At 60.6% G+C, this 17,836-nt stretch carries 20 protein-coding genes; 4 read left to right on the top strand and 16 right to left on the bottom strand.

Annotated features, from left to right (window positions below):
* Positions 1-81: 81 nt before the first annotated feature.
* From AB5Y97_RS17555 to AB5Y97_RS17540, 4 genes are all read right to left on the bottom strand, one after another.
* The gene (locus tag AB5Y97_RS17555) at positions 82-846 is read right to left on the bottom strand and encodes a DUF3530 family protein (protein WP_201946293.1); all 765 of its coding nucleotides are present in this window, start codon (positions 844-846) and stop codon (positions 82-84) included.
* A 134-nt stretch (positions 847-980) separates the two neighbouring features.
* Positions 981-1,547, bottom strand: a complete 567-nt coding sequence (gene efp, locus AB5Y97_RS17550) for an elongation factor P (protein ID WP_005335100.1) — start codon at positions 1,545-1,547, stop codon at positions 981-983.
* Positions 1,548-1,592: 45 nt separating this feature from the next.
* Positions 1,593-2,789: an elongation factor P maturation arginine rhamnosyltransferase EarP gene (gene earP, locus AB5Y97_RS17545; protein WP_368158580.1), complete on the bottom strand. Its 1,197-nt coding sequence runs from the start codon at positions 2,787-2,789 to the stop codon at positions 1,593-1,595.
* Between the two features lie 96 nt (positions 2,790-2,885).
* Positions 2,886-3,929: a GMP reductase gene (locus tag AB5Y97_RS17540; protein WP_005348017.1), complete on the bottom strand. Its 1,044-nt coding sequence runs from the start codon at positions 3,927-3,929 to the stop codon at positions 2,886-2,888.
* A gap of 381 nt (positions 3,930-4,310) precedes the next feature.
* Between AB5Y97_RS17540 and AB5Y97_RS17535 the strand changes: the two genes are divergently transcribed.
* Positions 4,311-4,805 carry a RimK/LysX family protein gene (locus AB5Y97_RS17535; RefSeq protein WP_236303484.1) on the top strand — a complete coding sequence of 165 codons (495 nt, stop codon included), beginning with the start codon at positions 4,311-4,313 and terminating at the stop codon, positions 4,803-4,805.
* A gap of 31 nt (positions 4,806-4,836) precedes the next feature.
* Here the strand turns inward: AB5Y97_RS17535 and AB5Y97_RS17530 are convergent, their stop codons facing one another.
* The 7 genes from AB5Y97_RS17530 to AB5Y97_RS17500 form a co-directional block, all read right to left on the bottom strand.
* Positions 4,837-6,273, bottom strand: a complete 1,437-nt coding sequence (locus tag AB5Y97_RS17530) for an ATP-binding protein (RefSeq protein WP_236303485.1) — start codon at positions 6,271-6,273, stop codon at positions 4,837-4,839.
* Positions 6,270-6,956 (bottom strand): response regulator, encoded by a 687-nt coding sequence (locus AB5Y97_RS17525; protein ID WP_005335091.1) that lies wholly within the window; start codon positions 6,954-6,956, stop codon positions 6,270-6,272. Before AB5Y97_RS17525 ends, AB5Y97_RS17530 begins: the two co-directional genes overlap by 4 nt.
* Before the next feature lie 130 nt (positions 6,957-7,086).
* The gene (locus tag AB5Y97_RS17520; RefSeq protein ID WP_219296442.1) at positions 7,087-7,719 is read right to left on the bottom strand and encodes a tetratricopeptide repeat protein; all 633 of its coding nucleotides are present in this window, start codon (positions 7,717-7,719) and stop codon (positions 7,087-7,089) included.
* 1 nt (position 7,720) lies between these two features.
* Positions 7,721-8,590 (bottom strand): SDR family oxidoreductase, encoded by an 870-nt coding sequence (locus AB5Y97_RS17515; RefSeq protein ID WP_139731166.1) that lies wholly within the window; start codon positions 8,588-8,590, stop codon positions 7,721-7,723.
* 42 nt (positions 8,591-8,632) lie between these two features.
* Positions 8,633-9,286: a TenA family transcriptional regulator gene (locus AB5Y97_RS17510; RefSeq protein WP_100645292.1), complete on the bottom strand. Its 654-nt coding sequence runs from the start codon at positions 9,284-9,286 to the stop codon at positions 8,633-8,635.
* Positions 9,283-10,779 (bottom strand): AMP-dependent synthetase/ligase, encoded by a 1,497-nt coding sequence (locus AB5Y97_RS17505; RefSeq protein ID WP_368158577.1) that lies wholly within the window; start codon positions 10,777-10,779, stop codon positions 9,283-9,285. The genes AB5Y97_RS17510 and AB5Y97_RS17505 overlap by 4 nt, the downstream gene beginning before the upstream one ends.
* Positions 10,776-11,450, bottom strand: a complete 675-nt coding sequence (locus AB5Y97_RS17500) for a thermostable hemolysin (protein ID WP_201946283.1) — start codon at positions 11,448-11,450, stop codon at positions 10,776-10,778. The genes AB5Y97_RS17505 and AB5Y97_RS17500 overlap by 4 nt, the downstream gene beginning before the upstream one ends.
* Before the next feature lie 144 nt (positions 11,451-11,594).
* Here AB5Y97_RS17500 and AB5Y97_RS17495 point away from each other — a divergent pair, with 144 nt between their 5' ends.
* The 3 genes from AB5Y97_RS17495 (at position 11,595) to AB5Y97_RS17485 (ending at position 14,376) form a co-directional block, all read left to right on the top strand.
* A complete protein-coding gene (locus AB5Y97_RS17495; protein ID WP_201946281.1) occupies positions 11,595-12,236 on the top strand; it encodes a class I SAM-dependent methyltransferase in 642 nt (213 codons plus the stop codon).
* Positions 12,237-12,308: 72 nt separating this feature from the next.
* On the top strand, positions 12,309-13,535 hold the full coding sequence (locus AB5Y97_RS17490; protein ID WP_368158574.1) for a winged helix-turn-helix domain-containing protein: 1,227 nt from the start codon (positions 12,309-12,311) through the stop codon (positions 13,533-13,535).
* Positions 13,536-13,590: 55 nt separating this feature from the next.
* Positions 13,591-14,376 carry an ABC transporter substrate-binding protein gene (locus AB5Y97_RS17485; protein WP_201946277.1) on the top strand — a complete coding sequence of 262 codons (786 nt, stop codon included), beginning with the start codon at positions 13,591-13,593 and terminating at the stop codon, positions 14,374-14,376.
* Between the two features lie 89 nt (positions 14,377-14,465).
* On the opposite strand, the gene AB5Y97_RS17480 is transcribed toward AB5Y97_RS17485, so the two are convergent.
* The 5 genes from AB5Y97_RS17480 to AB5Y97_RS17460 all read right to left on the bottom strand — a co-directional run bounded on the left by AB5Y97_RS17480 (position 14,466) and on the right by AB5Y97_RS17460 (position 17,825).
* Positions 14,466-15,590, bottom strand: coding sequence for a M20 family metallopeptidase (locus AB5Y97_RS17480; protein ID WP_201946275.1), 1,125 nt, complete (start codon positions 15,588-15,590; stop codon positions 14,466-14,468).
* A gap of 25 nt (positions 15,591-15,615) precedes the next feature.
* Complete coding sequence (locus AB5Y97_RS17475) at positions 15,616-16,083, bottom strand: YjiG family protein (protein WP_005335063.1); 468 nt, start codon at positions 16,081-16,083, stop codon at positions 15,616-15,618.
* Positions 16,080-16,808: a nucleoside recognition domain-containing protein gene (locus tag AB5Y97_RS17470; RefSeq protein WP_005335061.1), complete on the bottom strand. Its 729-nt coding sequence runs from the start codon at positions 16,806-16,808 to the stop codon at positions 16,080-16,082. The genes AB5Y97_RS17475 and AB5Y97_RS17470 overlap by 4 nt, the downstream gene beginning before the upstream one ends.
* Positions 16,809-17,059: 251 nt before the next feature.
* Positions 17,060-17,416 (bottom strand): fumarate reductase subunit FrdD, encoded by a 357-nt coding sequence (gene frdD, locus AB5Y97_RS17465; RefSeq protein ID WP_040066869.1) that lies wholly within the window; start codon positions 17,414-17,416, stop codon positions 17,060-17,062.
* Positions 17,417-17,426: 10 nt separating this feature from the next.
* Positions 17,427-17,825, bottom strand: coding sequence for a hypothetical protein (locus AB5Y97_RS17460; RefSeq protein WP_005335058.1), 399 nt, complete (start codon positions 17,823-17,825; stop codon positions 17,427-17,429).
* Positions 17,826-17,836 lie beyond the last annotated feature (11 nt).

Below are 17,836 nucleotides of genomic sequence, written 5' to 3'. Positions count from 1 at the left end.
GATCGTCGCCGTGGTAGGGTTGGGCTTTATCCGGCAGATGTGAGCTGGCGCGCGCTTTATTGCGCCACGGTGGCGGCTGGTTTAGAGCCAGCCCAGATGGTTGAGCCAGCCCTGAATGCGGGTGGGGGTCTCCTCCAGCTCCATCAGGGCGTAGGGGCGATAGTTGAGCTTGTGGCTGCGTCGGCTCTCGGTCTGGCGTGCTTCGGCAGCCAGCAGGGGCCAGCGACCGCCATCCTCCTGATAGAGGTCCAGAGTGGGGATGGCCGCCTGAGCCACCTGTTTGGCCAGGGTCTGGTTGCTCTGCTGGTTAGGGAAAAAACCATCGAGCAGCACCAGTGCATCGGGGGCGGGCAACTGTTCGCTGGCGATGAGGTTGGCAGTCCAGGCGGCGCCGGTACCTTGCGCCAGGATCAGCTTGAAGCCCCCCTCCTGCAGCTTGGCGTCCGCCAGCTTGCTGATCCGCTCGGCAAACTGCTTGCGAAACTCATCGCTGTTTTTCGCTTTTTTCTCGGCGGCTGGGTCCAGTTCGGTCTGCTGGGGGGAGGGCAGCAGCAGCAGGGTATCAAAGCCCAGTCGGCCGAGGGCGCGAGTCAGTTGCCACAGCTGGCCGCTGCGCTGCCAGTCGGGCAGTAAAATGGCGAGCCCCAGATAGTTTTCACTGTCGTGTTTGGCGAACAGCACCGTCTGCTTGTCGATCTGGGTGGCATCGGGTAGCCCTTTCCAGTCGCTCGCTTGCCAATGGTCGAGGGGCATTGGCTCGGCAACGGGGGGCGCGACCTCGCTCGCCTCTGCCCCATGGCCAGCCAGCAAGGTCAATAACAGCAGTGATAAGGATAATCTGGCCATAGTGTGCACCCCCGGTTATCTGGGTTAGCGGCGGCGGCGGGATTTTCTGAAGGCGGGCGATGTGATGGCAACCCGGAGGCAATAAAAAAGCGAGCCGGTGGCTCGCTTTTTTGCAATCAATTCAAAGCGGTCAATTAGTTGACGCGACGCTTGAATTCGCCGGTGCGGGTATCGATTTCGATCTTGTCACCGATCTCTACGAAAGCGGCAACAGCCAGCTCGTAGGTAGTGCCTTTCAGACGGGCAGGCTTGGTCACTTTACCGGAGGTGTCGCCACGGGCAGCCGGTTCGGTGTACTCAACTTCGCGCACGATGGTGGTCGGCAGTTCTACGGAGATGGCTTTCTCGTTGTAGAAAGTCACTTCACACAGATCTTCCATGCCGTCTACCAGGTAGTTCAGCACGTCACCCAGGTTGTCTTTCTCTACGTCGTACTGGTTGTACTCGGTGTCCATAAAGACATACAGGGGATCGGAGAAGTAGGAGTAGGTGCACTCTTTACGTTCCAGCTGAACAACGTCCAGCTTGTCGTCGGCCTTGAAGACGGTCTCGGTAGCGCTGCCGTTCAGCAGGCCCTTCAGCTTCATTTTGACCACGGCGGAGTTACGGCCGGATTTGTTGAATTCAGCCTTCTGAACCACCATCGGCTCGGTGCCGATCATGACTACGTTACCAGCGCGGATTTCCTGTGCGGTTTTCATGTAAAAAATTCCTGTTCGTGAAACGGACGGATAAAAACTGCCAGATTATATACGGCTTTCTAAAAATTTCACCAACCGTGTGACGAGATCCCCATCCCGGAGCAACTTCTGTGACCAGCTTCGCCCATGTTGCTGCCAAATGGCGCTATATCGGGGCCATTGGGCCCAAAGTTCGCCGCAATCTTCGCCACGGTTGAGAGCCAGATTAAAGCGGTGCAGCCATTGAGCACATTCGACGGGCAGAGCGGCAAGATAGTGGTCAAGGAACTGCTCCAGCTTGACCAGATGGGCCTCCTCCTCCTGTTGGTAGATGTGCCAGAGGAAAGGACGAGCCGCCCACTGGGCCCGTACGAAGGAGTCCTCCCCACGCACCAGATTGAGATCGCAGCTCCACAGCAGTCGATCGTAGCCAGCCTGATCGGTCATCGGCAGCAGCTTGATGGTGAGGTTGCCCGCGTGGAGCATATCCCCCGCTTTGGCTGCAGGGATGGCATCAGTCAGACCGGCACCGGTGAGCACATCGTTGAGAGAGCGCCCCAGCGGCAGCAGCAGGGTAACGGGCGTGGCGCTCTGGCACCAGCTCTCGACCAGACTCTTCAGCGCATCGCTCTCGTAGGTAAAGAGGCTGACCCGCAGCTCGTGCTCTTGTCTGGGCGGCAAACCGAGGCTGGACCAGTAGGCGGTAAGTCCCGCATCATCTTGCTGCCACAGCTCCCGTTCGGCGATCAGGTCGTGCTCGCACAAAAGGCCGCCGGTTTTAGCGGTAAAGCCCGGGAAGAAGAAGTATTTGTTGAGGCTTTTATTGCCAACACGCTGGGGCGAGGCGAGGCCGTGGCAATCCTCGACCCAGCTCTCCGCCGAGAGGTACTCCAGATTGATCCAGCATGAGGGGTTGGGTTGGCTTGCCATCAGCTCTATGAAGGGGGCGGGCAGCTCGCAGGCAAAGGCCTCGATCACCACCTTGGCCGGTGCCATGTCGCGCGGCAGGGTCTCATGCCAGTGCTGGATATAGATGCCCTCGACCCACTGGCCATCCTGCGCCGGGTCGAGCCCGGGGCAGATGCGGGCGAAACTTGCCAGATCGTCCACCCAGAGCCGCACCTGAACCTCATCGCCATGTGCCGCAATATTCCCCTCCCGCTTTAGCTGGCGGGCAAGTCGCCAGGTGACACCGATGTCACCGAAGTTGTCGACGACGCAGCAGAAGATGTCCCAGTCAAACGGGGGCAGGGGAGTTGTCATGGCTCGGGATCCCAGATGCAAAAAAACCGGTGCGCAGGGTAGCACACCGGTTGACTGGCTTCTAACCGTCAGCGCGTGACGGCGGTCTGTGGCAGGTTACTCCTTGCCGTAGACGTTGTTCTCTTGCTCGCGTACCCGGATAAAGGTGGTGCGCTTGGTGAGCTCTTTCAGCTGGCTGGCGCCCACGTAGGTACAGGTGGAGCGCACGCCGCCCAGAATGTCGCGCACGGCGTTCTCGACCGGGCCGCGGTAGGGCAGCAGCACGGTTTTACCCTCGGAGGCACGGTACTCGGCGACGCCGCCGGCGTGCTTGTCCATGGCGCTGGAGGAGCTCATGCCGTAGAACTTCATGAAGGGTTCGCCGTCTACATCGACGATCTCGCCACCGCACTCTTCGTGGGCTGCCAGCATGCCGCCCAGCATGACGAAGTCGGCGCCGCCGCCGAAGGCTTTGGCGACGTCGCCCGGGCAGGTACAGCCGCCGTCACCGACGATCTGGCCGCCGAGGCCGTGGGCCGCATCGGCACACTCGATGATGGCGGAGAGTTGCGGATAGCCGACGCCGGTCTTGACGCGAGTGGTGCAGACAGAGCCCGGGCCGATGCCAACCTTGACGATGTCGGCGCCGGAGAGGATCAGCTCTTCGACCATCTCGCCGGTCACCACGTTGCCCGCCAGAATGACGTGGTTGGGGCAGGCTTCACGAATTTTGCGTACGAACTCGACGAAGTGTTCGGAGTAGCCGTTGGCCACGTCGACACAGATGAAGCGCAGCGCTTCGGACATGGCGAGGATTTGGCGGGTCTTGGCGAAATCTTCAGCTGAGGTGCCGGTGGAGACCATCACATGGCCCAGCAGCGCCGGATCGGTCTCGTTGACGAAAGCTTGCCACTGCTCAAGGCTGTAGTGCTTGTGTACCGCGGTCATCATCTCGAAACCGGCCAGCGTGCGCGCCATGGCAAAGCTGCCGACGGTATCCATGTTGGCGGCGATAACGGGTACGCCTTGCCATTGGGTCTGAGTGTGTTTGAAGGTGAACTGACGGGTCAGGCTTACTTGGGAACGGCTCTTGAGAGTAGAGCGCTTGGGGCGGAACAGGACATCCTTGAAACCGAGCTTCAAGTCTTCTTCGATACGCATTACAAATTCCTTATTGAGCCTTGTTGAAAGTCACTTTTGCAGTGGCAAATTTTCGGCAGGCGCAAAAAAACCGGTGGTTTTCAGGCCCTCCGGTTTACAACAGTGTAGGCAAAAATCCCTTCAGAACAAGACTGATAATTTGTAAATCCTTGTGGTAGCCTTTGGCGTCACAACCTGAGGTTAACAACCAGTTTCATCCAGCACCGTTCGGTGCCTTGCTCTCCTTCGATATTCCCGCTCGCTTGGGCCGCCGTTCGGCCACTCTTTGTCGTCTCTCTCCTGATCCGCCAGATATTATCCAAGTAGCTGAAATAAATCGGATTGACCCACAATGGGACTGTGGTAGATCTGGGCGCAGGATTGACAAGGCAGGGCAGTAAAATGGGCAAGATGATGGTGGGGATCACCCTGATGCTGGCACTGTGTGGCAGTGCGCTGGCTGAGACCCCGACCAGCTATGGCTGGATCGAGAAGGGACTTATTTTGCCCACCGGCGTGGCGGTAAAGATGAAACTCGACACCGGGGCGCTCACCTCTTCCCTCGATGCACGCTCCATCACCAGATTCAAACGGGATGGCAAGCACTGGGTGCGCTTCATGCTGGTGGTGACCGATGCCGACAGCGGCAAACTGGTCAAACAACAGTTCGAACGGCGGGTCGAGCGCAGCGTGACGGTGCGTGGTGCGGGCGGCATGGAGCAGCGGCCAACGGTGACCATGTCCATCTGTCTGGGGGATAAGGTGTATGAGGAGTGGTTCACCCTGCGGGATCGCAGCAAGATGATCTATCCGGTGCTGCTGGGTCGACGTCTGCTGGCGGAGCTGGGCCCGGTGGATGCCAGTCGAACCTTTACCGTGCAGCCAGATTGTCATTGAAAGTAAAGAGCCCGCATCGCGGGCTCTTTACTTATCTTGCTGGCGGGAGCGGGAGTAACACGCTCACCTCCAGCCCCCCTTCCGGCCGGTTGTGGACATCGAGGTCGGCGCCGTGCAGCTGGGCGATGCGTGAGACGATGGCCATGCCGAGACCCACGCCATCCCCCTGCTGGGGATTGACCCGAAAGAAGCGTTCATACAGCCGGGGCAAGGCGTTGGCGGGAATGCCGGGACCGTTGTCGCTCACATCTACCCTCACCCGGTTGCCCTCTCGCAGTACCCGCACCCTGATCTCGCCCTCCGGCTGGGTATAGCGCAGCGCATTGTCGATCAGGTTGCTGAACAGCAGTTCGAGCAGGGTGGCCTGCCCCATCACCAGTTGCGGCACTTCACATTCCAGCGACAGCTGCTGATCCTTCTTGAGCGCGATGGGAGCCAGCGTTGCCAGGGTGCCTTGCAGCAGGTGGCCCACCTCCAGCTCGGTTAGTACCAGTCCCTGTTGGTTGTCGATACGGGCCTGGGTCAGCAGTTGGCGGATCAGCCGATCGCTGCGGTCTAGGGCCTGCAGCATCTTGTGTAGAGATTGCTGGCGGCTCACTTCATCTTCGGCAGCCAGGGCATTTTCACTGTGGATCCGCAGCACCGCCAGCGGGGTGCGCAGCTCGTGGGCCGCCTCGTTGGTGAACTGTTTCTCCCGCTCTATGGTCTCCGCCAGCGCCTGCATCAGCCGGTTGATCTCGTTGGTGAGGGGGGTCAGCTCCTGAGCGCTTATCTTGAGGCTGAGGGGGCTCAGGTTGGCTGGGTGACGTTCGCTGATGGCCTGGGCCAGCTGACGAAGGGGGGCCAGCCCGCGGGTGATGAGCCACCAGAGCAGGGCCAGCAGGAAGGGGAGGGTGATCAGCAGCGGCAGCATGGTGAGGGTGGCCATCTTGCTGGCCAGTTCGCTGCGCTCGTCGTCCCGCTCGGCCACCACCAGCCAGGTCTGCTCCTGCTGGTTGTAGAGGGTGAAGGTGCGCCACTGGTGGTTATCTTTTTCGACCGTGTCAAAGCCGATGGCCAGGGTGACCAGCGGCTGATCCGGGGCGCTGGGGGCGCGCAGCAGCAAGCCGCCCTTTTCATCGAGCAGCTGGAAGTAGAGATTGCGTTCGAACTCGTGGCCGTAGGGGGTGATCTCCCGATCCTCGCCGGTCAGGTTGAGGCTGGGGTCTTTTTGCCACTCATCGGGGTTCTGCGCCTCCCACTCCTGATAGACGGTGCCATTGGCGGGCAACTGCCCCTGCTGGGCCATATAGCGGGCCAGCAGCTGGTTGGTGATACGGGCAGACTGGGCGAGGCGGGCATCAAACAGCTCCTCCATCTCGTGGCTCGCCTCCATGTAGCCGATAAAGGCGCTGATGGTGAGACTCAGGCTCACCAGCGTCAGGATACCGGTGAGCAGAAAGCGGCGAATGGAGCGGGGACGTTTCATCGTGCGGGTGTCCGGCTTGGCTGTTCGAGCTGGGGAATGATGTAGCCGACCCCGCGAATATTGCGGATGAGGTCGCTGTAGAACTTTTTGCGCAGATGGTGGATATGCACCTCTACCGCGTTGCTCTCGGCGCCTTCATCCCAGCCGTAGAGGCTCTGTTGCAGCTGATCCTTGCTCAGCACCCGGCCGCTCTGGCTGATCAGCTCCTGCAGCAACTTGTATTCATGGGGGGTGAGTTTGACCGCCTCCCCCTGATAGGTGACCTGCTGGGATTCGGGATAGATAAGGATGTCGCCATACTCCAGAACCGCCTGAGCCTGCCCCTTGCTGCGGCGAACCAGGGCGCGCAGGCGGGCGTTGAGCTCCTGCAGGGCGAAGGGCTTGACCATGTAGTCGTCGGAGCCGGCATCGAGGCCGACTACCCGATCGTCCAGCGCATCGCGGGCGGTGAGGATCAGCACCGGCAACTGGTGTCCTTCACGCCGCAACTTGCGCAGCAGGCTGAGGCCATCGATGTCGGGCAGGTTGAGATCGAGGATCAGGGCGGCGAATTCGTCGCTCTTGAGGGCTGCCAGAGCGGGCAACCCCTGTTGCAGCCAGTCCACCGTATAGCCGCTATGGCGCAGTGCATCCTGCATACCATCTCCCAGCATCACATCATCTTCCACCAGCAGGATCCGCATTCTTTTCTCCCTGTTTGTTGGGTGTCGCGATCTGGCTCAGCGCCAGGGCGTGCCGTGGCATAAACAACCCTGCCCACCAGTATGCAAGCTGGTGGGCAGAGTTTAAATAGTTCTTTGATCCATCAGGGTTTTATAGCTTGGCCAGCCGATCGCGGATCTCCATTCTGCGCCCTTCATCGGCCACTTCGCGACCCGGGCGGGCCGGGGCGGCCAGCGCCTTGTCGAGATAGGTTTTGGCCTCGGCCTTGCGACCCTGATCCAGCAGGAAGTCACCGTAGAAGAAGTTGGGATCGATGCCATCCGGATTGATGGCCAGCGCCTGCTTGAGCAGTTGCTCTGCCTTTTCGTCATCGCCAAAGCCGACCGGCCAGCCGGGCACCTGATAGTAGAGGGAGCCCAGACTGGTATAGGCGGAGCCGTCCAGCGCCTTGGGATCCTGTTTGAGTGCCAGCTCCAGCTTGGCTTTGGCCTCTTTCACCAGACCCAGTGCCCCCAGCCCCCCTTTGGCCCCCGCCCAGGTGCTCTTGACGATGGCCGACCAGATCAGCAGATCGGCGCGAAAAGGCTCCTTGGCGCTGGCCGCTTCGGCCTGGGTGCTCAAGGTTTCGAGGCAGCTCTCTTTCGCCTTGCCGCTCTGTTGATACTGGCAGGCGGCCCACTGTTGCTGGATGGGGACGAGGGCATCACTCGCGGCCATGACTGAGGTGGATCCCAGCAGGATGGCGATGGCACAAGAGGTCACGGATTGACGGAAAAAATTCATATTAATGCTCCTTCTTGGTCGGGATCGGGCGGGACAAGTCTGGTTGTGGCGCACTGTTGGCGCCGGTATCAGTCGTCCCTGGCTGAAGATGACGGGCATAACGTTTGATGATCGGCAGCTGTCTGGCCAGCGCTTTGTCGACGATGCCGGGCAGCAGGGCATTGAGCCGCACGAACAGTTTTTCCGGCCAGCCGAGCCAGCTGCGGCGGGTTTCGTTGCACAGGGCGATGACCGCCTCTTCGGCCACTTCCTGCGGGCTGTCGGTCTGGGTGCCGAGCGCTGCATTCATCTCGTAAGCGGCCTCGGAATTGAGTTTGGTGCGGGTGGCGCGTGGGGCGAAATGCAGCACCTTGATGCCACTCCCCTCCAGCTCCCGTCCCAGCGCTTCGCTAAAGCCGCGCAGGGCAAATTTGCTGGCGCAGTAGACGCTGTAACCGGGGTAGCCGATGCTGCCCAGGCTCGACCCCATGTTCATGATGATCCCCGGCTTGCGCATGGTTGGCAGCAGGGCTCGGGTGAGCTGGATGGGCGCCTCGATATTGAGCAGCAGCTGGCGCTCTACCTGCTCGAAGCTCTGATCTTCCAGCCAGGCAAACTGGTTGCAGCCAGCGTTGTTGATCAGGATGTCGATCCCATCCTCCAGCGCAGGGTGTTGCAGCAGCTTGGCCCGCTCCTGTGCAGAGCCGAGGTCGGCGAGCACCACCTGATGGCGCTCGGGGTGGGGCAGTGACTTGCACAGTCGCTCCAGTGCCGGGCCGCGACGACCGTGCAGCAGCAGGTGTGCCCCTTGGGCGGCCAGCTCCTGCGCCAGTTCCTCACCTATGCCACCGCTGGCGCCGGTGAGCAGCACGAGTTTCCCTTCAAGGTTCATGGTGTGGGTTCCCTTTTTGCTGTCTGCTGATCCGCTGCCGACTTACGGTGTGGCGGTGAGGTTGTAGAGCATCTCGCCATAGAGGCGATAAACCACCTTGGCCCCGTGGATGATGGCGGCCTGATCCGCCGGACTCTCGACCCGATCCATCAGGGATTCAAAGAACTTGAGGTGCTCCTGATCCAGGGCGCCGTGGGAACTCAGGTAGCTCATCGCCTGGGGTGGCAGGCCGAGACCCTTTTTCAGCTGGTCGGCGACGGTGAGGGCGATGGCCACGCTGGTGCCTTCCAGTACCTGTACCATGCCGAAGAAGCCCATGGGGTTGCCGCGCTGGATCTGGTCGTAGAGGAAGGCGACCATCAGCTCGATGGGCAGCCCGGGCTGGCCGTGGCGCACTGCCTCGGCATCGCCGCCACAGGCGCGGATGTCATTGAGGATCCACTCCTGATGGCCATACTCCTCGTCGATGTACTCGGCAATGGCGCCGCGCACCCACTCGTACTCCTGACCCAGCTTGCCGCCGGTTGCCATCAGGAGCGGAACTGTGTGGCGCACGTGGTAGTAGGCCTGCGCCAGAAAGGCGAGATAGGTGTCACGGCTGATATCGCCACGGCGACAGGCTTCGATGATGGGGGCGTTGAACAGATGCTCACGCTCCTGAGCAGTGGCTTGTTGCAGGGTCTGGTAGAAGCTCATGACGATTCTCCTGTAAGGCATTGGCTGATTTGCCGGGAAAAGTGTTGGTAAATCTCGTTGCGACGGGGGCGCCCGTTGGCGGTCAGCAGGCCGGGATGTTGATCCAGTGCCACCGGCAACCAGTGGTGCAGCCGGGCATAATCGGGCAGCCGCTGGTTCAGACCGGCGATCTGGCGTGGCAGATCCGCCTCTTTGCCCGGCAGGGGCTGGATCAGCGCCACGTTGGCGGGTTGACCATCGCCAAAGACCACGATGCGGGCGATGGCGGGGCAGAGCTGTGCCTCGGCTTCCACCCACTCGGGGGAGAAGTTGCGGCCAAAGGCGGTGATCTGGACATTCTTCTTGCGCCCGGTGATATGGAGGTAGCCTTCTTCATCGAGGTGGCCCAGATCGCCTGTGGCGATCTGCATGGCAGAAGGTTCGCCAGTGGCAATCTGTTCGGGAGTCGGTTCGTTGCTGCCGAGATACCCCAGCATGGCACTGCCGCTCACCATAATTTCGCCGTCGCTGGCGATGGTGATCTGACAGCGGGGCAGGGGGCGGCCGACGCTGCCGGGCTTGTCAGCATCCGGGCTGTTGAGCGCCACCACAGAGCCACACTCCGAGAGGCCATATCCCTCATACACCGGCAGGCCGAGCTGGCGGGCATGTTTGATCAGGTCGGGAGCCACCTTGCCGCCACCGACGGCAATAAAGCGCAGGCTCTTGAGCTGCTGGGCCAGCGTCGGGGTGCTGGTGCAGAGCGCCAGCAGCAGGCGCAGCAGTTCGGGCACCAGCACCAGACTGTGGGTCGACCAGCGCAGCAGCGCCTCCCCCAGCATGGCTGGATTGAGCGAACTGGAGCCGGTGAAACCGAGCTCCCCGAGGGACGGAATGCGGCTGCAGGCGCCGGTCAGCAGTGGCACATAGAGGCCGGTGATGTTCTCAAGCAGGGTGGCCAGCGGTAGCAGGGTGAGGTGTTTTTCCACCTTGGCTGGCGCGACCCGCTCGGCCAGCGCATGGCTCACCGCCATCATCTGGCTCAGGGACAGGCAGACGCCCTTGGGCTGGCCCGTGGTGCCGGAGGTGTAGGTGATCTTGGCTGTGCCCTTGGTCAGCGCCGGTCGATTGGTCGGTGTATGGCGCCAGATTGGCAGGTCGCCGGTGATCAGCGAGAGCGGCTCGGCGGCATGCCACCCCTGATGATATGGGCCCACCAGCGCATCGGCGCCGCTGCTCTCCAACAACCAGGCCTGCTGGGCCTGACTGAAGAAGTGGGGCACCGGAATGACCACGATACCGGCGCGGGTGCAGGCGAGATCCAGCAGCGCCCAGGGCAGGCCGTTGTCCAGTTGCAGCGCCAGACGGCTGATGTCGAGCAGTTGCAGCTGTCTGGCCAGACGCTGGATCTGTTGCCACAGGGTCTGGTAATCGAGACGCTGCTGGCTGCTCAGCAGCGCTGGGGATTGCGGATCCTCGCGGGCATGTTTGGCGATGGCGTCGAACAGGCTCATTGGGCGCACCTTTTTTGATGGGTCTGGTTATCACTGCTCTTGCTGGTCTCGTCAAACAGGGTCGGCATGGGGGCCAGCAGATTGAGTAGCAGGCTGCGCTGGGCCAGCACCTCGCGCCCCTGATTGATGTCGCCCACCATCACCTTGGGTTGGCAACGGTAGTACTCACCCCAGGCATCGGCGTCGGCCCCCACCTGATGGGCCTGGGCGGGGGCCAGCTCCACCGGGTTGAGTTGCAGGCGGGCAAAGCTGTTGCGCAGCTTGGCGGTGCCGGTAAAGACCACGTAGTCGAGGGCGTTTTCACACAGCAGACGACACAGGGCCGCAAACATCAGGCGGGCATTGCCCGGTTCGCTGCAGGCCAGATTGCCCACTTCGATAATGCGGTGGCGTGCCGGATAGACCCCGAGGCGGGTGTTGATGGCCGCCTCGATGGGTTGCTCCAGATACTGTTCCAGATAGAGAGTCCCCTCACTGGCATGATTGAGACCACAGGCACCGACCAGCGTCCCGTCTGCCCGATAGAGACCCAGCAGGCAGGGGAGAAAATGGGGAATACGGGCATTGAACTCGAGGGTGTAGGCGGCCTGGATATAGGTTTGCAGCGCCATGACCTGCTGCGGGGACTCGGCCAGGATCAACCGGTAGGGTGCTTGGATCTCAATGGTCATGGGTGACTCCTTCTCTTGCGATGGTTTGAGAGTAAAAGGGCAAACTTAAGAAACCCTTAAGGAGCAAAAAAAGTTGTCAGCGAGGCAGCGGGCAGGCAATCTGCGCCGCTGTTATCCAACAGGAAGCACCCAAGAGGAACCGTCATGTCATCCAACGTCTGCTGCCCCCTGTGTGCCAGTCATCGCAGTTATCCCCTGCCGGTGGCAGGCAAGCGCTATCATCGCTGCCTCGCGTGCGAGCTGGTCTGGCTGGATGAGGCGGATCATCTGGATGAGACTGCCGAGAAGGCGGTTTATGACAGTCACGACAACCGGGTGGATGATCCCCGTTATCGCACCTTTCTGATGCGGGCATTTGGCGAGGTGTTGAGCCGGGTGCCAACCCCTGCCTGCGGCCTCGATTTTGGCTGTGGCCCAGGCCCAGCGCTGGTGGCGATGGGGCGCGAGGCGGGTTACCAGATGGCGGGGTATGACAAGTTCTACGCCGATTTTCCCGAGTTGCTGACGCGCCAGTACGACTTCATCACCAGTACCGAGGTGATCGAGCATATCGCCGAGCCGCGTGCCGTGCTGAACAAACTGTGGGATTGCCTCAAGCCGGGCGGTGTGCTGGTGCTGCAGACCCAGCGGGTACTCGGTGACGAGCGGTTTAAAAACTGGCGCTATCGCCACGACCCGACCCACATCGTCTTCTTTTCCGAGGCATCATTTCAGGTGCAGGCCGCCAGCTGGCAGGCCGAGCTCAGCTTCCCCCACACCGATGTGGCGGTTATCACCAAACCTTGAACTGGGTGTATTCATTTGATCATGGATTGGGCATGCTGATCGCCTGACTTCTGGAACGGATGCCCTGTTTTCATGTCCATACCCTACCTCTCACTGCAAGATGCCCGTCATCTGCAGCTGGCGGCGCAGGGGCTGCTCGTCCCCCGTCGCAGCAAGGCGACCCCGGCCAATCTGCTGACCACCATTCGCCGAATGGCGTTGCTGCAGATTGATACCATCTCGGTGGTTGCCCGCAGCCCCTATCTGGTGCTCTTTAGCCGGCTTGGCCAGTACGAACCGAACTGGCTGGAGCAGTTGCTGGCCGACGGCGAGATCTTCGAATATTGGGCTCACGAGGCCTGTTTTGTACCCCGCGAGGATTACCGGCTGTTGCGCCACCGGATGCTCGGCCCCGCGGCCATGGGCTGGAAGTTTTCGGCCAACTGGCTTGCAACCCATCAGCAGGAGATTGACCAGCTTATCGAGCGCATTCGTGACCATGGTCCGGTGCGGGCGATCGACTTTGAGCACACAACAGGCAAGGGGAGCGGCTGGTGGGACTGGAAGCCGGAGAAACGCCATCTGGAGGTGTTGTTTACCACCGGTCAGTTGATGGTGCGGGAGCGGCGCAATTTTCAGCGGGTCTATGACTTGGCAGAGCGGGTCATTCCCGAATGGAGCGACCAGCTGCATCTGCCGAGTGTTGCAGAGGCGCAGCGGGATATGGTACGTGCCAGTTGCCGTGCGCTGGGGCTGGTCAAAACCGGCTGGGTTGCGGACTACTATCGGCTGCGGCGCGGCAAATATGATGTCCTGCTCCATCTGCTGGCGGACGAAGGTGAGCTGCTGCCGGTTCGGGTGGAGGGGTGGCAGCACGATGCCTTTGTGCACGTATCTCTGGCCGATGAGCTGATGCAGGTCAAGGAGGGCCGTCTCAAGGCAACCCATACCACGGCCTTGTCGCCGTTCGACCCGCTGGTGTGGGATCGCAAACGGGCCAGTGAACTGTTCAACTTCGACTATCGCATCGAGTGCTATACCCCGGCCCCCAAGCGCCAGTATGGCTACTTTGTGTTGCCCTTGCTCCATCGCGGCAAGCTGGTGGGCAGAATGGATGCCAAGGCCCATCGCCAGCAGGGGATCTTCGAGATCAAGAGTCTCTATCTGGAAGTCGGGGTGAGAGTGACTCGCACGCTTGCACAGGATCTGGTGAAAGCCCTGCACAAGCTGGCTGATTGGCACCAGACCCCGCAGCTTCGTTATGGTGCCATTCCGGCCAATTTGCTGGCGTTATGGCATGAAAGTGTTATTAACGAATGAGCGCTATCCCTTCTGGACTAAGCTGCAAGAGGAGAAAACAGTTCGGGAGCGGGAGATGAAACGAGCGGTGACATGGTTGACTGGGCTTGTGCTGGCTAGCCTCTCCCCCGTGCTATGGGCACAAGGACCTGTGGTACGGATCTGTTTGGGGGAGGGCAACGAGTGGGCTCCCTTTACCTACTGGGAGCGCAAGGACGGGGTGCCCGATACCAGCCGTCTGACCGGTTCGGCGACCACACTCGTGCTCGATGCATTGGAAAAGAGCGGATTGTCATATCAGATCCGCTATCTTCCCTGGGCGCGGGTCCAGCAGGAGCTGGCGGATTATCGCCAGAATGGTCTATGCGAGCTGACCTGGGATGCCAGCTACAAGCCGGAGCGGGCCGAGTTTGCCTTCTACAGCGTTCCCCTCTACTACACCCACCTCGGTTTCTTCTATCTCAAGCGCCGCTACCCCGAACCGCCGGATCTGCAGACGGTCAATCGTTCCCGGGTGTGCGGGGTGATTGGCTACAACTACACCCCCTACGGGCTTGCGCAGGAGCCACGCCGGGTCAAGCAGTTGCAGCAGGCGCTCGATATGCTGGAGCGGGATCGCTGCGACTTTCTGCCGAGCGAAATCGAACCTCTGGTGGCAGGCATCAGCCTTGGCATCTACCGCAGCGAGAGCGGGTTGCTCAATCTCGCCCTGCCCAGCCGCAAGGGATTCTATCTGCTGGTGAGCAAGGGCTCCCCCCGCGGCCACCAGCTGGTGAACATCCTCAATCAGTCGCTGGTGGCATTTCAGGAAGGGGGGCATACGGATGAGGTGATGCGCCGCTTCTTGCCACCGATGGAGTAATAGCGAAGGGGGGCTGTCATTCAGGAGGAGCAGATGGACAGAGGGCCAGCCGGTGCAAACCGGCTGGCCCTTTTTTACGTGAGAGGCTGTCAGGCTGCCAGACGGGTCAGTACCTTCACCAGCAGCTCGATGCGCGGGGCAATGCTGGCCAGATCCAGATACTCCTCGTCACTGTGGAAACCTGCACCGATGGGGCCCAGGCCATCCAGAGTGGGGATACCGAGGGCGGCGGTCAGGTTGGCATCAGAGCCACCCCCCACCTCCTGCCAGCTGATCGGCAGCTCCAGTTCGGCGCCACACTCCTCCACCAGCTGCATCAATGCCTGGGTGCCCTCTGACGGCACCATGGCCGGTTTGTGGGCCTCGCGGGTCAGCTGGATGGTGACGCCATCCAGATAAGGACGATCGGCCAGGGTCAGCAGATGATCGTCGATCTGGTGGTACTCCTGATTGTCCCAGAAGCGGACGTCTACCACGGCGCTGGCATGGGCCGGCACTATGTTGGCGCCATTGCCCCCCTCGACAATGCCGATGTTGAGGGTGGTGCCGCTCTCGAAGTTGGTCAGGGCGTTGATAGCCAGGATCCAGTGGCCCAGCTCGGTGATGGCGCTGCGCCCCTTCTGCGGTTCGTTGCCCGCGTGAGCCGCCTTGCCGGTGAAGTCGATGCGATAACGGGCCATCCCCTTGCGCGCCTTGACCAGCGAGCCATCGGCGCGGGCCGCTTCGGCCACCAGCACCTGTTTTGCCTGTTTGGCCACCGTTGCCAGCCAGTCGCTGGAATGCAGGGAGCCGATCTCCTCGTCCGGGTTCATGCAGACGCAGATGCTCAGGCGATCGCGCACCTCGCGGGGGAGTTCACGCAGGGCATAGACGATGTTGAGCAGGCCGGATTTCATGTCGGAGACTCCGGGACCGTAAGCGCGCTCACCATCGACGCTCATCGGGCGGGCGGCGGCGGTGCCGAGGGGGAAGACGGTATCCATATGGCCGATCAGCATTACATCGATCTGCGCCGCATCAGGCTGGTTGCGGATCTCCAGTCCCACCCCGGCGGCACCACAGTCGACCCGCTTGATCTGCCAGCCGCCCATCGCTTCATATTTGGCGGCCATCAGGTCGGCCACTGCCGCAATGCCCGGCTGGTGCAGGGATCCGCAATCCAGATTGATCAGCGGGGCCAGTTCGGTCAGGTATTGATCCAGAGAAAAAGTCATTGCTTGCTCCACTATCAGGTTCGGGTCAGAGAAGGATGTTCATCACCAGCATGGCGCCGAAGGCGTTGAGTACCGAGATGGCGACCATGATGGGGATGTAACGCCCTTCGGTGCCGATGCAGCCGAGGATGCGGCCCATGTACTGCACCTGGGAGCCCATCAGGTAGATGGCTGGCGCCAGAATGGCGATGTGAGTGCCGTTGAGGATGCCCTGATCGAACAGGGTAATGACCACACCGACCGCGCCGCCCATCGACATCCAGGCGCCGATCAGCACGGCTGCCGCCTCACCGGGCAACCCGAAGATGGCCATGACAGGGGAGAAGATGGCGCCCATGGCATCCAGCGCGCCGGTGATCTGCAGCGCTTTGATGATGACGAAGGCCATCAGTACGTTGGGTACGGTGGAGGTGGTGGCGATGACCCAGCCCTTCTTGGCCCCTTCGACGAAGATATCGGTGACGATGGGTTTCTTGATGTTGGCCTGGCTCATTTGGCTTGCTCCTGAGTGTTGAGAGTCTGCTGGGTGTTGTTATCGGTCTGCTTGCCTTCGCTCATATTGAGGTAGACCCGAAACAGGTTGGCCCCGACAAATTTGAAGGCGAACATCACGATGACAGCCAGACCGATGGAGGAGCTGACCGCAGGGCTGCCATCCGCCAGCGTCAGGGTGAACAGCACGGCGCCGGAGGAGAAGAAGTTGACGATGGTGGCACCAGCGGAGAACTGGAACATGGTGAATACGTCGGTTTCACGCTTGGTGATGAGCCCTTCATCCTTGAGCTGACGAGTCATGGCGGCACCGGCATCTGTGCTCTGCAGGGAGGCGATCAGCGCCAGACCGGTATTACCGGGGATCCCCATCAGCGGACGCAGCAGCGGGGTCAGCAACTTGCGGGCCGCTTCCAGCGCGCCGTAGTGCTCCAGCACATTGATCATACCGAGGGCAAACATCACGGTGGGGATCAGGGTCAGGGCAAACAAAAAGCCATCGCGAGCGCCGTTGCCCCCCTTGCCGCGCATGTCGGTCATGGCGGTTTTGATGCCGTCACCATTCTCGCTGACGCTCTGGACCATGGTACCGAACGAACCGTTCAGCGTGGTGAAATCGAATACCCCGTACCACTCGCCGGATTGCAACAGTCCGGAGAAGAAGACCACGGCGAAGGCCAGTGCCAGGTAACTGCCTATGCTCACCGAGCGTGTTTTGTCTGTCATTAGCTAGCTCCATATGAATAATTATTTAATCTGAATAATTGTAATTGATATGGATGTCACTAAATTGATGGTGGTCAAAATGGTTTGCTACAAATGACGAATGTATTGGGGTTATGTGACTGTGATCGCCATATGATTGGACGATCATCTGGTTTTTATCGAATTGTTTGAGTGAATAAAAAGCAGGGGTGGGATAGCGGGGCAAAAAAAACCGGGCACGAGGCCCGGTTTGGTCAATCAGTCAGATGTGATTACTGGAGTACCAGTACCATCAGCAGGCCGACGGTAATGGCAGATACCAGGAAGGCAAAGCCATAGAACACATAGTGGTGCAGCTTGGTGGTGTGGATCCCCAGATCGTGCAGACCGTGGTAGATACGGTGCATGCCGTGCCAGACTGGCAGGGCGATGATCACCAGCAGGATACAGGCACCCCACCAGGAGCTGGCGAACGCGTGCACGCGGTCATAGCTCATGGTTTCCACGTCCATGATGCCCATGGGCACCAGCAGACCGGTGATGAGGACAATGACCGGCAGCAGCATGGCAACGACCATGCCACCCGCACCAAACAGACCCCAGTAAATTGGTTCGTCAGAACGTCTCATTGTTTTCTCCTCAGGCCACGATGATCAGGACAAGCAGGGACACCACCGCCAGCGCCACATACTGGGCGAGAACGATCGGCTTCTCCGGTACCAGGTCTTCACCACGGAAGATACGCATGGCTTTCGGCGCCAGGGCGAACCAGGTTTTGGCATGGAACAGGCACGCCGCCAGAGCGACGACATGGAACAGGATGGCGATCGGGCTTTGCAGGGATTCCAGCCAGCCGTTGAACGCTTCCTGACCCTGAACCAGGCGCATCAGGCCCCACATCAGCACAACGGCGTAGATGGAGACGAAGATACTGGTGCCTTCACGGATCATGTAACCGGTGTAGAAGGCGTTCTTCAGCCACCAGTCTTTCTTCATTTCGCGGACGTAAGGTTTACGTTTGCTATCAGTGTTGTTCATGGTCTCAATCC

Source organism: Aeromonas sp. R10-2, assembly GCF_040908445.1.
Classification (GTDB): Bacteria; Pseudomonadota; Gammaproteobacteria; order Enterobacterales; family Aeromonadaceae; genus Aeromonas; species Aeromonas veronii.
This window is presented reverse-complemented; position numbering and strand designations above follow the sequence as displayed.

Excerpts from the sequence above, each read along its gene's own strand:
- AB5Y97_RS17555 (WP_201946293.1), bottom strand. The coding sequence starts at position 846 with ATGGCCAGATTATCCTTATCACTGCTGTTATTGACCTTGCTGGCTGGC.
- efp (WP_005335100.1), bottom strand. The coding sequence starts at position 1,547 with ATGAAAACCGCACAGGAAATCCGCGCTGGTAACGTAGTCATGATCGGC.
- earP (WP_368158580.1), bottom strand. The coding sequence starts at position 2,789 with ATGACAACTCCCCTGCCCCCGTTTGACTGGGACATCTTCTGCTGCGTC.
- AB5Y97_RS17540 (WP_005348017.1), bottom strand. The coding sequence starts at position 3,929 with ATGCGTATCGAAGAAGACTTGAAGCTCGGTTTCAAGGATGTCCTGTTC.
- AB5Y97_RS17535 (WP_236303484.1), top strand. The coding sequence starts at position 4,311 with ATGGGCAAGATGATGGTGGGGATCACCCTGATGCTGGCACTGTGTGGC.
- AB5Y97_RS17530 (WP_236303485.1), bottom strand. The coding sequence starts at position 6,273 with ATGAAACGTCCCCGCTCCATTCGCCGCTTTCTGCTCACCGGTATCCTG.
- AB5Y97_RS17525 (WP_005335091.1), bottom strand. The coding sequence starts at position 6,956 with ATGCGGATCCTGCTGGTGGAAGATGATGTGATGCTGGGAGATGGTATG.
- AB5Y97_RS17520 (WP_219296442.1), bottom strand. The coding sequence starts at position 7,719 with ATGAATTTTTTCCGTCAATCCGTGACCTCTTGTGCCATCGCCATCCTG.
- AB5Y97_RS17515 (WP_139731166.1), bottom strand. The coding sequence starts at position 8,590 with ATGAACCTTGAAGGGAAACTCGTGCTGCTCACCGGCGCCAGCGGTGGC.
- AB5Y97_RS17510 (WP_100645292.1), bottom strand. The coding sequence starts at position 9,286 with ATGAGCTTCTACCAGACCCTGCAACAAGCCACTGCTCAGGAGCGTGAG.
- AB5Y97_RS17505 (WP_368158577.1), bottom strand. The coding sequence starts at position 10,779 with ATGAGCCTGTTCGACGCCATCGCCAAACATGCCCGCGAGGATCCGCAA.
- AB5Y97_RS17500 (WP_201946283.1), bottom strand. The coding sequence starts at position 11,450 with ATGACCATTGAGATCCAAGCACCCTACCGGTTGATCCTGGCCGAGTCC.
- AB5Y97_RS17495 (WP_201946281.1), top strand. The coding sequence starts at position 11,595 with ATGTCATCCAACGTCTGCTGCCCCCTGTGTGCCAGTCATCGCAGTTAT.
- AB5Y97_RS17490 (WP_368158574.1), top strand. The coding sequence starts at position 12,309 with ATGTCCATACCCTACCTCTCACTGCAAGATGCCCGTCATCTGCAGCTG.
- AB5Y97_RS17485 (WP_201946277.1), top strand. The coding sequence starts at position 13,591 with ATGAAACGAGCGGTGACATGGTTGACTGGGCTTGTGCTGGCTAGCCTC.
- AB5Y97_RS17480 (WP_201946275.1), bottom strand. The coding sequence starts at position 15,590 with ATGACTTTTTCTCTGGATCAATACCTGACCGAACTGGCCCCGCTGATC.
- AB5Y97_RS17475 (WP_005335063.1), bottom strand. The coding sequence starts at position 16,083 with ATGAGCCAGGCCAACATCAAGAAACCCATCGTCACCGATATCTTCGTC.
- AB5Y97_RS17470 (WP_005335061.1), bottom strand. The coding sequence starts at position 16,808 with ATGACAGACAAAACACGCTCGGTGAGCATAGGCAGTTACCTGGCACTG.
- frdD (WP_040066869.1), bottom strand. The coding sequence starts at position 17,416 with ATGAGACGTTCTGACGAACCAATTTACTGGGGTCTGTTTGGTGCGGGT.
- AB5Y97_RS17460 (WP_005335058.1), bottom strand. The coding sequence starts at position 17,825 with ATGAACAACACTGATAGCAAACGTAAACCTTACGTCCGCGAAATGAAG.